The organism is Arenimonas sp. GDDSR-1 (assembly GCF_025980345.1).
Lineage (GTDB): Bacteria > Pseudomonadota > Gammaproteobacteria > Xanthomonadales > Xanthomonadaceae > Arenimonas.
In genome coordinates this window covers 1-14,705 of record NZ_JAPDUI010000044.1, presented here as the reverse complement: position 1 = coordinate 14,705, position 14,705 = coordinate 1, and the positions used below count along the sequence as shown (strand labels likewise).

Annotated in this window: 10 protein-coding genes; 4 read left to right on the top strand and 6 right to left on the bottom strand. The window is 62.7% G+C overall.

What is annotated here, in order from left to right; translation table 11 throughout:
• From Q0W88_RS07845 to Q0W88_RS07835, 3 genes are all read right to left on the bottom strand, one after another.
• Nucleotides 1–536, bottom strand: a 536-nt coding sequence (locus Q0W88_RS07845) for an SDR family NAD(P)-dependent oxidoreductase (RefSeq protein WP_297801876.1), incomplete at its 3' end; no start/stop codon positions are given.
• A 4-nt stretch (nucleotides 537–540) separates the two neighbouring features.
• Nucleotides 541–2,421, bottom strand: a complete 1,881-nt coding sequence (gene sppA, locus Q0W88_RS07840; RefSeq protein WP_297801874.1) for a signal peptide peptidase SppA — start codon at nucleotides 2,419–2,421, stop codon at nucleotides 541–543.
• A 68-nt stretch (nucleotides 2,422–2,489) separates the two neighbouring features.
• Entirely contained in the window at nucleotides 2,490–3,848 is a 1,359-nt protein-coding gene (locus Q0W88_RS07835; protein WP_297801872.1) for an MATE family efflux transporter, read from the bottom strand.
• Between the two features lie 52 nt (nucleotides 3,849–3,900).
• Here Q0W88_RS07835 and Q0W88_RS07830 point away from each other — a divergent pair, with 52 nt between their 5' ends.
• Nucleotides 3,901–4,830: a DUF3667 domain-containing protein gene (locus Q0W88_RS07830; RefSeq protein WP_297801870.1), complete on the top strand. Its 930-nt coding sequence runs from the start codon at nucleotides 3,901–3,903 to the stop codon at nucleotides 4,828–4,830.
• Between the two features lie 658 nt (nucleotides 4,831–5,488).
• Nucleotides 5,489–7,693 carry a primosomal protein N' gene (locus Q0W88_RS07825; RefSeq protein WP_297801868.1) on the top strand — a complete coding sequence of 735 codons (2,205 nt, stop codon included), beginning with the start codon at nucleotides 5,489–5,491 and terminating at the stop codon, nucleotides 7,691–7,693.
• On the opposite strand, the gene Q0W88_RS07820 is transcribed toward Q0W88_RS07825, so the two are convergent.
• Nucleotides 7,635–9,374: a histidine kinase gene (locus tag Q0W88_RS07820; protein ID WP_297801866.1), complete on the bottom strand. Its 1,740-nt coding sequence runs from the start codon at nucleotides 9,372–9,374 to the stop codon at nucleotides 7,635–7,637. The genes Q0W88_RS07825 and Q0W88_RS07820 overlap by 59 nt on opposite strands.
• An 89-nt stretch (nucleotides 9,375–9,463) precedes the next feature.
• Between Q0W88_RS07820 and Q0W88_RS07815 the strand changes: the two genes are divergently transcribed.
• Nucleotides 9,464–10,066: a response regulator transcription factor gene (locus Q0W88_RS07815; RefSeq protein WP_297801864.1), complete on the top strand. Its 603-nt coding sequence runs from the start codon at nucleotides 9,464–9,466 to the stop codon at nucleotides 10,064–10,066.
• Between the two features lie 5 nt (nucleotides 10,067–10,071).
• On the opposite strand, the gene Q0W88_RS07810 is transcribed toward Q0W88_RS07815, so the two are convergent.
• Nucleotides 10,072–13,128 carry a S8 family serine peptidase gene (locus Q0W88_RS07810; RefSeq protein WP_297801862.1) on the bottom strand — a complete coding sequence of 1,019 codons (3,057 nt, stop codon included), beginning with the start codon at nucleotides 13,126–13,128 and terminating at the stop codon, nucleotides 10,072–10,074.
• Between the two features lie 80 nt (nucleotides 13,129–13,208).
• Nucleotides 13,209–13,439: a hypothetical protein gene (locus tag Q0W88_RS07805; RefSeq protein WP_297801860.1), complete on the bottom strand. Its 231-nt coding sequence runs from the start codon at nucleotides 13,437–13,439 to the stop codon at nucleotides 13,209–13,211.
• A 163-nt stretch (nucleotides 13,440–13,602) separates the two neighbouring features.
• Between Q0W88_RS07805 and Q0W88_RS07800 the strand changes: the two genes are divergently transcribed.
• Nucleotides 13,603–14,705: TonB-dependent receptor plug domain-containing protein (locus Q0W88_RS07800; RefSeq protein WP_297801858.1), on the top strand; the 1,103-nt coding region annotated here is incomplete at its 3' end.

The window sequence follows — 14,705 nt, the reverse complement described above, 5'->3', positions numbered from 1 at the left end:
GCCCACTCGCAGGCCAGGTTTTTGCTGAGCTGGTGCACCGCCGCCTTGCTCAGACCGTACAGCGGGCCGGTGCGCACATGGGTCAGCCCGGACACGCTGCCGACATTGACGATGCTGGCGCTGCCGTGCTGCTTCAGGAACGGATGCGCCAGACGCGCGAGCTCGAACAGCGCATGCACGTTGGTGTCGAGCACGGTGTCGAAATCGTTTTCGGTGAGCTCCAGCGTGGGTTTGCGGATGTTGGTGCCGACGTTGTTGACCAGAATCGACAAGGGCAGATCCAGGTCGGTGATCCAGTCGAAGATTTCCTGGCGCTGCTCGGCATCGCTGACATCGGCGGCGAAATAACGCACCACCGCACCGGCGCATTCCTCTTCGATCTCGGTGGCCGCTTCGGCCAGTTTGGTTTCATCACGCGCCACCAGCAGCACCTCGGCACCGAGTCCGGCCAGCTCGCGCGCCGCGGCGCGGCCGATGCCGGCGCTGGCGCCGGTCACCAGCGCGGTCTGTCCCTGCAGGCGCCAGCGGGTATGCATCGCCTCAGAACGTGCAGAAGCAGTGTGCGACGGCGTTCACCGGCTTGCTGCCGTTGCGGTCCAGCCACTGCAGATCGGCACGGATCTGTTGGCCCATGCGGGTCTGCTGGATCAGGCCAAGCGCCGGCGACGCCCAACGCACCAGACCCTGGGTTTCACTGTTGCCGGCGAGATTGGAAATGAACTGCTCGAACGGCGACATCGGTTCTTCGATGTAATCCACGCGATAATCGTTCCGGCCGAGCTTGGCGCGGGCGGCGGCATCATCGATGGCGGCCTGAAGGCCGCCGAAGGCATCGACCAGGCCTTTTTCCTTGGCCTGGGCACCGCTCCAGACACGGCCGCGGGCGTTGGCATCGATCGCTTCCGTGGTCTGTTTGCGCGCCTTGGCGACTTTGCCGATGAATTGCGCGTAACCGCGTTCGATCACGCTCTGGATGACCTGCTTGGTCGGCTCGTCCATCGGCCGGGTCATGTCGAACGCGCCGGCCCAGGGCGTGGTGGTGACGCCATCGGAATGCACGCCGATTTTCTCCAGCGTCCGCGGCGCGCGGATCATCAGGCCGAAGATGCCGATGGAACCGGTGATGGTCGATTCATCGGCGTAGATGCGGTCGGCGTTCATCGAGATCCAGTAGCCGCCGGAAGCGGCCACGTTCGCCATCGACACCACCACCGGCTTGCCGGCGGCCTTGGTCAATTCCACTTCGCGGCGGATCTGCTCGGAAGCGAACACGCTGCCGCCGGGTGAATCGACCCGCAGCACCAGCGCCTTGACTTCGTCGTCTTCGCGTGCGGCGCGGATCAATGCCGATGTGGTGACGCCGCCGACCATGCCCTGCGGTTGCTCGCCGTCGACGATTTCGCCCTGGGCAACGACCACGGCCACGGCATCCGCAGACGGCTTGGCGATTTGATTGCTGTTGACGTGGCCGAGGTAATCGATCATGTCGATCTGCTGGAAGCTGCCGCTTTCGTCATCGAAGGCGACGCCCTGCTCGACCAGATATTGTTCCATTTCGTAGGCGGTTTTCAGACCGTCCACCCACTTTTCATTCACGGCCAACTGCGCCAGATCACCTTTGACCGCGGCCAGACGCTGCGGCAGTTCGTTGATGGCGGCGCTGATCGCTTCCGGCGCAATGCCGCGGGCACTGCCGACCTGCTGCAGATAGCGCTGCCAGATGTCATTCATCCAGAACAGATCGGCCTGCTTGGATTCTTCCGAGGCGGCATCGAGGATATAGGGCTCGGCGGCCGATTTGTATTCGCCGACGCGGAACAGGTGCACATCCAGCCCGAGCTTGTCCTGCAGTGCCTCGCGGTAGAACAGACGGTAGCGGCCGAGGCCTTCGGGAAAGAACGCGCCTTCGGGGTCCAGGAAGATTTTATCGGCCTGCGCCGCCAGCAGATATTGTTTCTGCTCGTAGTTGTCGGCAAACGCATACACCGGCTTCTTGCTGGTCTTGAAGTCCTTCAGCGCCGCGACGATTTCGCGGGTGGAGGCCATGCCTGCGGCATTGTAGCCGTCGGTGTTCAGCACTAGATGGGTGATGTGCGGATCTTTCTTGGCGGCTTTGATGATGCGCAGCACATCGCGCAGCAGAATCTCGCGTTCGCCGCCGCCCTGGGCTTCGGCCAGAGCGGTGCTGATCGAATCGACCGTGCGCTGTTCGACCAGCACGCCTTCCAGATCCAGCACCAGCGCGGTTTTGTCGCGCAGCGGGGTGAACGACTTGGCGGACATCCCTGCGGAAATCACTGCCAGAATGCCGATCAGGATGAACAGCATGATCAGGTTGAACACCAAGTGATTGGTGAAATTGACCGCATTCCAGATGAACTGGAAGAAGGTGCGGATCGGGCCCGGTTTGGCATCGCTCATGGCGCAGGAACTCCTCGAATCAGGCTTCTAGAATACCCGATTCAGCCCGCGCATTCGTGTGCCATGCGTCATTGCCGCGTGAGTTTGTCGAGCGCACGCCGGAAGCGCAGAAACAGCAATACCGCGGCCACGCTCAGGCCGATGCTCAGGCCGATCCAGAAACCGGGCGCGCGCAGGCCCAGCACCAGGCCGAGATAGATGCCGGAGCTGAGCCCGACCGCCCAGTAAGCGAAGACGGTGATGATGGCCGGCACCGTGGTGTCTTTCAGGCCGCGCAGGGCGCCGCCGGACAGGGCCTGGATGCCGTCCGGATACTGGAAAACAGCGGCATAGATCATCAATGTCGCGGCCAGACCGGCAATGGCGGCATCATCGGTGTACCAGCTGCTGATGACCTGCCCGCCGAACACCAGCATCAGCGCAGACAGGGTCTGGGTCACCAGCACCAGCAGCAGTCCTGCACGCATGGCCCAGCGCACCGCGGACACATCGCCGGCACCGACCGCATGGCCGACACGGACCGTGGTGGCCAAGGCGACCCCGAGCGGAATCATGAAGCTGGCACTGGCCACATTCAGCGCAATCTGATGCGCCGCCACATCGACCGCGCCCAGGCGCCCGATGAACAGCGCGGTAGCCACGAACAGGCTGCCCTCCATGAAGATGGCGATGCCCATCGGCACGCCAAGCACCAAAAGCTCCCGGATGACTTTGAAATTAGGCCACTCAAAGCGCGACAGCAGACCGAGATCGCGGAAATGGGATGAGTGCTGCAAATAGGCGGCGAAGGCGATGAACTCCAGCCACATCACGATGGCGGTGGCGTAACCCAGTCCGGCCGCACCCAGTTCCGGAATCGGGCCATAGCCGAACAGCAGCACGGCCCCGATCGGAATCAGCAGAATCAGCGCGGCGACGCCGAACACCAGCGTCGGCTGGGTCCAGGACAGGCCCTCGCTCAGATACCGGGTGGCGAAAAACAGCGCAAGTGCGGGCGCGCCCCAGCTGATGGCATGCAGGAACGCCGTGGCCGGGGCCAACACTTCGGGAGCAATCTGCATCCACACCAGCAGCTGCGGACTCCAGCGCATGAACGCCTGCAGCAGCAGGCCGACCGCCAGAGCCAGCCACAGCGCCTGCCGCCAGACCGGGCCGACTTCCGCACGACGCCCGGCACCGTTGAGCTGGGACACCGTCGGCGGTATCGCCATCATCAGCCCGACGCAGATCAGCAAGGCCAAGGACCAGATGGCGCTGCCGACCGCAACCGCCGCCAGGGTGATCGGACCGTGCCGGCCGGCCAGCAGCGAGTCGACCACGCTCATCGCCATGGACGCCAGTTGCCCGATGGCGATCGGCAGGGCCAGGGTGAAGGTGATCCGCGACTCGGCGCGCAGCCGTTGCCAGGAAGAGGGGGAATGCGTCATAGTGGCCACTCGGGGAATCACCCAGTTTAAACCAGATCACGGAGCCCACGCCATGACGCTGCCGAATGCGCGGCAACGACGCTGCGGTGACTGCCTTGCGGTGGTGACCGGTATTTTCTGCGCGCAATGCGGCCAGAAGCAGAAGTCCCCGGTCCGGCATTTCCGGCAGCTGGCCGGCGAATTCTTCAACGATGTGCTGAATCTGGACACACGGCTGCTGGACACCCTGAAAACCCTGCTGCTTCGCCCGGGCCGGCTCAGCACCGAATATTTCGCAGACCGGCGCACGCGCTACCTGAGTCCGATCAAGCTGTACTTCCTGCTCAGCATCGTGGCGTTCTTCCTGATCCAGCAGAGTCTCGATACCGCGGTTGAAGCGGAGGCCGCCGTGGTTGCACCGGGCAAAGCCGGCAGCGACGATATGAACTTCACCATCGGCAACTTCAACGGCAAGGCCTGGAATGCCAAAAGCAATCCGATCGCCGTGAGTTGGCTGCCGGATGCAGCCAACGACCTGATGAACGAGCGGCTTGGCCGGCTGGAAAACACCGTCCGACAGAAAGACTGGACGCAGCTGCTGCACGCCGGCCTGGCCGCCACCCCGCAGGCCTTGCTTCTGCTATTGCCGTTTTTTGCACTGTTGCTGAAGCTCGCCTATCTGTTCCGCAAGCGCCTGTACATGGAACACCTGATCGTGGCCCTGCACAACCACGCCTTCCTGCTGCTGGCCATCTCCATCGGCTTGGTGCTCTCGGCCATGAGCGGATGGGTTGCGGCCGGCTGGTGGCCGGCGCTGTTCGGGCTGTTGGGCAGTCTGTTGGCGTTCTGGGTGCCGGCCTATTTTCTGATCGGGCTGAAACACATTTACCGGCAAAGCTGGAAAATGACCGTTTTCAAATTCGGGCTGCTGGGATTCTGCTATCTCAATTTGCTAGCCGTGGGTGTCATCTTCAATGTCATCATCGGCCTGCTCATGCTCTGAGGCCGTGAAACAATTCACGGATTCTTACCGAATTTTTCACTGAATGCTGTCTGAATAAGGCTTTGCGTGTGGAACCTTTTCAACAGGCGAAAAAATGGTCAGCGTCGCTCCGCGCTGGCCACGAAAAACCGGATTCCGGGCCACTGCCATCATTCAACACCTTGAATAATAAACATTATTTCAAATTGATTAAAAATTAATCAAGTTGCTGAAACAACCGTCACAAAGAGCCGGACTCCGCTTGTACGGGGCCCTATCCACATTGTTATCCACAATGTGTGTGGATAATACGGTTTCTTGATATAGATGAACAAGATAGTCCACAGTCTTGGAAGTTTCAGTCAATAACCGACTGCAAGTGAGGTCCGAATCCATGACAGCGCCAAACCCCATCACGCCGATCCCTCCTTTTGCACGGCTAAGCGATTGAAGCTTGTACACAGCAAAGGCTAAGTGCTTGATTGTCTGGCTTGGCAACGCAATACCGGGCCACACGCCAGTATTTTTTGTGCAATCCATTGATTATAAATCCTAATTTCTCCGATTCAGGCTGGCACTTCCGGCAGCGCGGATGCCCTTAAATCGGCATTTGCTCTATGCTAAGCCAGTGAGTCCACAATCTTATCCACCGCTTCCGGCCAAATCCGAGACGCCCTGCTTGCCTAAACCGCCCCACTGCCTGAAAGTCGCTCTGCCCCTGCCGCTGCCGGGTCTGTTCGACTATCTCCCCGAGGGCGGCAGCACGGCCGACGGGGACTGGATCGGCTGCCGGGTCCGGGTCCCGTTCGGCACCCGTGAATTGGTCGGCTGGGTCAGCGCCGTGGGCGTGGCGGAAACTCCCCCGGAGGCGCTGAAGCCGATTTTGCAGCGTCTGGACCGGACGCCGGTGATCAGCGCGGAGCTGCTGCAGACCCTGCGCTGGACCGCACAGTATTATCAGGCGCCGCTGGGAGAAGTCATGAGCGCGGCCGTACCGGCGCTGTTGCGCGAAGGCAAGGCACCGCCCGATGTCTGCCTGTACGCCTGGCAATTGAGCGCCGAAGGCGATGCCGGCATCGGCAGTCTGCGCAGAGCCGGCAAAGTGCAGGCCTTGGCGATGCGCCTGCGTGCCGGTGCGCTGCCGGAAATGCTTTTGGAGACGGACACGCCGGGCTGGCGCAGCAGCATGCGCGCACTGCAGGCACGGAATTGGGTCGAACGGATCGCGCTGAACCGCCGGGATGCATTAACAAGCGCTACTCCGGAACAAGGCCCGGCACTCAATGCCGACCAGACGGCCTGCGTGCAGGCACTGAAGGCATCGCCGGGATTCGGTGTGCATCTGATTGAAGGCGTGACCGGCAGCGGCAAAACTGAAATCTACATCCAGGCCGTGCGCGACTGTCTGGCACGCGGTCGGCAGGCTCTGGTGCTGGTCCCGGAAATCGGACTGACGCCGCAAACCTTGGCACGCTTCCGGGCGCGGCTGCCGGTTCCCGTGCATGTGCTGCACTCCAATCTGTCCGATGGCGACCGTGCTCAGGCCTGGACCGCCATGGCCGACGGCATCGGGCGCGTGCTGCTCGGCACCCGCTCGGCGGTGTTCACCCCGGTGCCGGAAGCCGGGCTGATCATCGTCGATGAGGAACACGACGCCAGCTACAAACAACAGGATGGCTTCCACTATCATGCGCGCGATGTCGCCGTGCTGCGCGCAAAAGCCCTCGATGTGCCGGTGCTGCTCGGCAGCGCGACACCCTCACTGGAATCCTGGCACAACGCCGACATCGGCCGCTATCAACGTCATCGTCTGCCTGAGCGAGCGGGTGCCGCCAAACCGCCCGCGGTTCGCATCACCGATGTCCGCAAAATCCGGCTGCAACACGGCTTGAGCCAGGCCATGCTGGACGGCATCGCGTCTTGCCTGAATGCCGGAGGTCAGGCGTTGGTGTTCAAGAACCGCCGCGGCTATGCCCCGGCACTGCTCTGTCACGACTGCGGCTTCACCGCGATGTGCCCGCGCTGCGATACCGCACTCACTCTGCATGCCGGCCAGCGCCGCCTGCATTGCCATCACTGCGGTCATCAAAAACCGAAACCGCCGGCCTGCCCCGACTGCGGTTCGCTGGCACTGCAGGCGCAGGGCTTCGGCACCGAACGGCTGGAAGAGGCCTTGATGACGGCCTTTCCGGACGTCCCCTGTGTCCGCGTCGACAGCGGCACCACGCGCCGGCGCGACGGGTTGGCGAACCGTCTGGCCGAAATCGGCAACGGGCCCGGCATTCTGGTCGGCACCCAGATTCTGGCCAAAGGCCACGACCTGCCCAATCTGCGCTTTGTCGGCGTGGTTGGGGTCGATGAAAGCCTGTTCTCTTCGGACTTCCGCGCCCATGAAAAACTGGCGCAACTGCTGATCCAGGTGGCCGGGCGCGCCGGGCGCGCCGACATGCCGGGTCAGGTGCTGATCCAGACCCATCATCCGGACCATCCCCTGCTGGCGGATCTGCTCGGCGGCGGTTATCCGGAATTCGCGCGCAAGGCGCTCGACGAACGCCGGCTGGCCGAGCTTCCGCCGTTTACGCATATGGCGTTGCTGCGTGCCGAATCGGTACACAGCGAAGCCGCGCGCCACTTCCTGGAAGACGTGACCGCGCTTGTCGATACGCGGCGGCGCGAACTGAAACTCGCGGTGCACAGCTCCGGCGTCCTGCCGGCCGGCATGCCGCGCCGGGCGGGCCGCTACCGCTGGCAGCTGGTGCTGAACGCGCCGCGGCGCAACGCCCTGCAGATGTTGCTGGCCGCCGTCCGCGAAGAGGTGCATGCACTCAAATCATCGCGGAAGGTGCGCTGGTCGTTCGATGTGGATCCCTGCGATTTTCTTTAGCATTGCCGGACTGCCGCAACAGCACATGCACGCGCAGTCCGTAACGCGAACGGATATGCAGGCGGCCGTTCAGGGCCAGCGTGCGGTCGCGGATGGACACAAATCCGGTTTCGATGGCCGATGCCCGCGCCAGACCGATGCCGTCATCCTGGACCGCGATGAACAGCAGCCATTCGCCGTGCCGGTGCCGCAGGGACAGACTGACCCTGCAGCTGCCGGCGTGGGCATGCCGGATGCTGTTGGTCAGTGATTCCTGGACGATCCGGTAGGCCGCGAGCAGGGTACTGGCATCGAGATATTCAAGCGCTTCCGGATCGCCGTGGAACACGACGTCGTAGCGCAGACCGGCCTGGCGCGCGATACGCGCGAACGATCCATGCGAAAGCGCCATCACCAGGCCAAGCTCGCCCAGTTCGATCGGCGCCAGATCCATCACCACGCTGCGAACGCCGTCGTTGATCTTGTCGGCGATGCCGACCAGACGCCCGGCCAGTACCGACTTGCCCTGCTGGTGCAGATCGTTCTGGAGCAGATTGAGATGGATCTGCAGCGCGGTAATCGATTGGCCGACCTCGTCATGCAGTTCATGGGCGATGCGCTGGCGTTCGTTGTCCTGGGCCTGCATGCTGCGCCGGCTGGCGGTGATCAGCTGATTGAGCAGGTCCTGCTTCTGCATCGAAGCGCGGTACAGATCCGCGCGCTGGCGCTCGAGGTCGCTTTCGCGGGCCTTGAGGTCGTCCATGGCGGCGCCGAACAGCAGGGCCATCGCGCCGACGATGGAAACATACAGCTGCATCTGCTTCGGATCTGCGGAATACGGATCCAGGTGGTTGTCGACGGTGATCATCAGGCTGACCAGTACGATCGACACCACCGCGCCGCGCCAGCCGTGGAAGAACGAAAACACCACCACCGCCGCCAGCAACATCACCTGCAGCAGGCCGAAGAACTGCGAATCATGGCTGCGGTAAAGCGCAACGGCGATCAGCGCCGCGGTCGGCAGCAGGGTCAGCAGCGCGCTGCGCAGCAGGCGGCGCGAACCGGCACGGAATTCCGGCTCGACCAGCCACATCGCCAGGGGCGCCACGATCATCACGCCGATGAAGGCGCCCATGAAATGGCTGATGATGAAACTTCCCAGCGACTCCACCGCATTGGACCACTCCAGAACTTGGGTGCCGATGATGCGGCCGGCCTTGACTTCGGAAATCTTGCCGTCGGTCACCACATACGCGATGTCCTTGAGCGTCAACAGCAGTGCCACCGCCAGCCCGGCGCCGAGCAGGTAGGACATGCCGCGGAAACTGTTGGCATTGCCGGTCCTGATGTCATTGCGCTTGAGCAGCTGGACGCCGGTGAACACCAGCAGCGGCAGGGCCATGGTGCCGAGCAGGAACAGTTCGGCGCTCGGCCAGAGACCAAGGAAGGGCATGTCGCTCTGCTCGCGCAGCACCAGATTCTTGTAGGCATTGGCGGTCGAACACAGCGTGTTGATCAGATACCAGCCCAGGAATTCGCGGTTCGGGCGGATCCAGAAGACGGCGAACAACAACCCGGCTTTGATCAGCCAGTGGTAAAAACCGAAGTGGGTGAACAGCAGCAGCAGGCATGCCACCGCAAGCGCCCACCCGAGCGGCGGCCACTGCTGGCGTTTCAGCGTTGCCAAGAATTCATCGATCACGGACTTCCCCTGCCGACATGCTATCGGGTATTCACGGCGGTGACAACCGCACCGGCTGTCGGTGCGGATATTCTTTGGCATAATGGGCCATGATCAAGATCGCCCTCCTCGATGACCATGCCATCCTGCGCGATGGCATCAAGCATCTGCTGAACAGCGAGGCGGATCTGCATGTCTGCGCCGAATGCGACAGGCCGAGCCAGCTGGAGCCGCTGCTCGAGCGGCATCATCCGGACCTGCTGATCATCGATCTGAACATGCCCGAAGGCGGCGGCTTTCCGCTGCTGCAGCGCATCCGGCCGGGATATCCGGAGCTGCTGGTCATCGTGCTCAGCATGCATGAAAATCCGGGCTTTGTTTCCAAAGCGCTGTCCTTCGGCGTGAACGCCTACATCACCAAGACCCGCGCCGCCGAAGAGCTGGTGCTGGCCATCCGCACCGTGGTCAACGGCAACCGCTACCTTTCCTCCGACATCGCGCGCGGCATGCAACGCCCCGATATCCGGCTCAGTCCGCGCGAGCACGATGTGCTGCGCGGCCTGCTGCAGGGAAAGAACCCGAAAACCATCGCGGCCGAACTGGGCATCACCGACAAGACCCTGTATGCGCACCGCACCCACATCATGCAGAAGACGCAGGCGCGCACGCACTCGGAGCTGCAGGAATATGCACTGAGTCTCGGCCTGATCTGATCCGGTCAGAAGCCGATGCGGACGCCGGCGGATACGGTAAACCGGTCGGCGTTGCCACTGTTCTGGCCGTTGCCGCGCAGATACCATTGCGCGCCGCCATGCCGGTAGCCCAGGCCCAGGCCCCAGCTCAGAAAGCCGTCCGGATAGGGCATGCCATCCACGGTGAAGCCGGTGTCCGGCAACCCCGTATAGTAAGCACGCATCCCGGTATCGACATCATTGACCACGAAACGGTAGCCGGCCTGGGCATCCCACGCAAATCCGCCGGCGAGCGCGCGGCCGTAACGCAGATCGGGGCCGAACAGCACGCGCGTGAAGCGGGCTGACGGGAAGCCGAGCTCGAGTCCGCTGCCGCCGGATTCTTCATAGGCGTCCAGATCGGCCCAGTCGGCTCCGGCCAGCAGCGCCAACCCGAAGTTGTCGCCGAACTTGCGGCCGGCCTCGATGGAAAGTCCGCGCGAATCACCGGTGCTGCGGCTTTCCGCAAGTACCGCAGCGGAACCGGTATCGATCGTACGCGTGACCCGGCTGTCGAACTGGGAATACAGGGCATAGCCCTGCAAGTACCAGGCCTCGCCCTGTTTGCGGGCATACAGGGCAATGCCGTTCCGGTCACCGCGGACCTGATCGCGCACGCCGCCGAACTGGACGCGGTCATCGGCGGTGAATACCGCGGCGCCGATGCTGGTCTCGCGCCAGCGGCCATCGGCACCGGCAGCCCACAGGCTGCCGTTGATGTCGGCATCCAGGAATCCGGACGCGCGTTTGCGCGAATCCGGACTGGCGGCCATGAACCACATGCCGCCGCGCTCGCCATCCACGCGCTCGATGTCGCGCAGACGTTCGTTGAGCAGGGGCTGCAGCGCATCGCTGGTTTCGAGCACGACATCCTTCATGGTGGTCTGCGACTGTCCGGACAGGGCCAGGATCGCAGCCGCGGCGCGTCCGCCGTCGGTGGACTGCAACGCCGCCGCCGATTGCCGGAGGGCCTCGCTGCCGCCGCCCAGATCGAGCTGCGCGAAAGCCGCCTCGAGATTGACCGCCGAATTCAACTGCGTCGTGCTGTAGCTGGCCAGCACATCGGTCACCGCACGGCGCTGGAGGCTGGCATCGATGCGGGCATCCTGCACGGCGGCACTGCTGCTGAACCAGGGCGAGGCGGAAACCACGGCGGCATTGCCGCTGATTCCTGAGGCGGTCAGCACGGTACCCTGCCATTGATCGGTGTACGTGCTCGGCGCGAGCAGCGCAAGGGAGGCGCCGCCCAGATCCAGCATGCCATCGATCTGCAGCGTGCTTCCGGCAGCCAGACCCAGCGAGCCCGCATCGGCATGCATGTCGCCGTTGATGCGGCCGCCGTAGGCATTGAACGCGCCGCCATTCAGGAATACATCACTGCCGAGGCTGCCGTAAAGGTTCAGACTGCCGCTGTCGATGCGCGTCGGTCCGGCATAGGTGTTGTTGCCGGTCAGGGTCAAACCGCCGCCGCCGATCTTGACCAGATCGCCGTCGCCGGCGATGTCGTTGCCGAAGGTCCAGGTCACGCCATCGGGTACGGCCGCTGAAAATGTCGCACGCAGTGCGGCGGGGCCGAGCACCGCTTTCTGGGCATTGACGTAACCCACGCCGTAGATGTCGTCCACGCCGAGGGCGCCGAGATCGGTGGCGGTGGTGATCAGCGTATCGCGCACCTGCTTTCCGGTGAAGCCCGGAAAGGCCTGGTAGACCAGGGCGGCGATGCCGCTGACGATGGGCGCGGCGGTGGACGTGCCGGCAAAGCCGGGTGAGCCGTCGAAACTGTAATAGGAATCGGCCGTAATCGCATCGCCGGCATTGACCGTCGGCAGCAGCAGGTCCACCGTTCCCGGCGCGGCGATGCAGAATTCCTTGGCCACAGCACCACAGCGATTGGAATAGTCAGCGATGGTCCCCCGAAGCGGGCTCATGGCGATGACCGCCAAGATGTTGTCGAGATCGGAATAGAATGCGGGAGCGCCGGCCAGAATCTGTACGCTGTCCTTGGATTCGTTGCCGGCGGAAATGGCGATGAAGGCGCCGGAATTCTTGATGGCGCGCAGATCGGAAAGCCATGGCCCGAGATAGGTGGAGACCTGCGTCGGGGTGGCGCCGGCGGATTCCGGATCATAGCCGAAGGAGAAGTTATAGACCTTCGCACCCCAGTCGATGATCGGCTGGATCGGCGCATCCCAGTCGCTGACCGCGAGGATGGTGTTCGGCGCGACGCCGCCGGGATAATTGCCGACCGCGGCACCGGCCGCGATGGCGGACACGCTGGTGCCGTGACTGGTCGCGTCTGGGCTGTCATCGGTCAGGTCGCCGAATGTCGCACTGATGCGGCTCTTGATCGATGCATTGTTGATGTTGAAGCCGTTGTCGTACACCACCAGCTTCACGCCCGCGCCGGTGAATCCGGCGGCATTCGCTTCGGTCACGCCGGTCTTGTCGCGGAAGTAGGTGCTGTAGTTGATCGGCGCATTGAGATTGCAGACTTTCGGGCGCTGCAATACCGGCGCGCCGATAACGATCGAAGCCGTAGGATCGGCAGTGCTGTTGGGATCGGCACAGCTGTAGCTGGTGGTGGTGGTGACATTCGAAAGACCGCTCTGGACCGCGTACTGCCCGGCCGGGCAGGTGCCGTCGGTCAGTGTATCCGTAACGCTGCTGTCGACGAATGCGCCCTGCCCGTCTTTCTGGGCGCAGGTCAGCGCCGGCGTGACCGTACAGACCTTGGTCTGGGTCACGATCGGTGCCGATGTATTGGTGGCGGCAACCGGATTGCTGTTGCTGTTGGGATCCGGGCAGGAATATGTGGTGGTGGTCGTGGTGTAGGAACTGCCCGCCGTGGTCAGCGTCGATCCCGCCGGACAGCTTGAATCGGTGACGGCCGGATTATTGACCGTACTGCTGACGAAAATGCCGGTACCGAGCCGCTGCGCGCAGGTGGTGCTCGGTTGCGAATCCGGTTTGGTGGAACCGCCGCCGCCGCAGCCGGCCAGCAGCAGGAAAACGAGAGACAGGCTGGTCAGATGAAAACGTGGCATGGCAATGCTCGATCCGGGAGTTGATTTCATTGTAGCGGGGCTGTGCAGGCAGGTTGTGAATGCGGTCACAGACCGGACAGTCACCCGCGGAATCGGGCGGCACTGATGCAGGAAAACACGCTGATCAGGAACCAACCGAAAGGCAATAGGCTCAGCGTGATCAGCCAAGTCACCGCAAAAGCGATGCACGCCGACACGAACCAGAAAACCGCGGACAGCAGACGGCCTTGAATGAGCTGTCCCAAACCGGGAATGAGCAGGCTGCAAAGTGCCGCGATGACGTTACCGGTACTGCCTTGATGTGCTGCCATGATTTTCTCGCAATGGGGTCGGGATAATGGGGTACGGAACGCAGACCGCACCTTTAGTCATTATATTAAATCAATAAGTTACCGGCAGTAATGGGGAAGGGCTTGCCAATCCTTTCAAATGTAAATAAGATTGATTCTCATTTACAAATTGAAGCCGCTGCCCATGCTCCCGCGCACCCCGCTTGCCCTCGCCCTGATCTTTGCCCTCAGCACGGCCGTTAATGCCGCCCCTGAGGACCCGGCGGTGCTGGATAAGGTCGAGGTCAAGGGCTTTCCATTCCGTTACCAGGCCAGCGATCCGAGCAGCGCCATGAAAACCGAAACGGCCCTGAAAGATACGCCACAGGCCGTTTCCGTGGTGACCGAACAGCAGATTGCCGATCAGGCCCTGCACGGCATGGCCGATGTCCTGCGCTATGTCCCCGGGGTCGGCATGGCCCAGGGCGAGGGTCATCGCGATGCGCCGGTGATGCGCGGGAATGCCAGCACCGGTGATTTCTATACCGATGGCATCCGCGATGATGTGCAGTATTTCCGGGATCTTTACAACGTCAGCCAGGTGGAAGTGCTGAAAGGACCGAATGCCATGATCTTCGGGCGCGGCGGCTCCGGCGGGGTCATCAACCGCGTCAGCAAACAGGCCGATGGCGGCCGCCACAACGCTTTTTCGATCCAGGCCGGCAGCGCCGCGTTCCTCCGCGCCGAGGCCGATGTCGGCGATGCATGGAGTGAAACCGTCGCCTACCGGATCAATGCCATGGCCGAAAATGCCGGCAGTTTCCGTGATGGCGTCCACCGTGATTTACGCGGTTTTGCACCGGGCGTGGCCTTCGGCATCGACGCCAGCACCCGGGTGGTTCTAGGGGCCGAACTGTTCACCGATACCCGCACGGTCGACCGCGGGGTTCCGTCCTATCGCGGCAAACCCCTGAAAACCGGACGCAGTACCTTCTTCGGCAATGCCGATGAAAGCGAAGCGGATACCGATGCGGCCTCTTTCGATATGCTGGTCGAACATGACATGGACGGCGCCGTGCTGCGTAACCGGACCCGCATTGCCGACTACGGCAAGTTCTACCAGAATGTCTATCCAGGGGCCGTCAACGCCGCCGGCACTGCCGTTTCGATCTCGGCATATAACAACCGCACCGACCGCACCAATGTCTTCAACCAGACCGATTATGTCATCGACATCGTCCGCGGCGATGTCACCCACCGTATTCTGGCCGGCGCGGAATTGGGTCGGCAGAATACCGAGAATTTCCG

Bases quoted from the DNA above. Each gene is read 5' to 3' on its own strand.
- sppA (WP_297801874.1), bottom strand. From the start codon at position 2,421: ATGAGCGATGCCAAACCGGGCCCGATCCGCACCTTCTTCCAGTTCATC.
- Q0W88_RS07835 (WP_297801872.1), bottom strand. From the start codon at position 3,848: ATGACGCATTCCCCCTCTTCCTGGCAACGGCTGCGCGCCGAGTCGCGG.
- Q0W88_RS07830 (WP_297801870.1), top strand. From the start codon at position 3,901: ATGACGCTGCCGAATGCGCGGCAACGACGCTGCGGTGACTGCCTTGCG.
- Q0W88_RS07815 (WP_297801864.1), top strand. From the start codon at position 9,464: ATGATCAAGATCGCCCTCCTCGATGACCATGCCATCCTGCGCGATGGC.
- Q0W88_RS07810 (WP_297801862.1), bottom strand. From the start codon at position 13,128: ATGCCACGTTTTCATCTGACCAGCCTGTCTCTCGTTTTCCTGCTGCTG.
- Q0W88_RS07805 (WP_297801860.1), bottom strand. From the start codon at position 13,439: ATGGCAGCACATCAAGGCAGTACCGGTAACGTCATCGCGGCACTTTGC.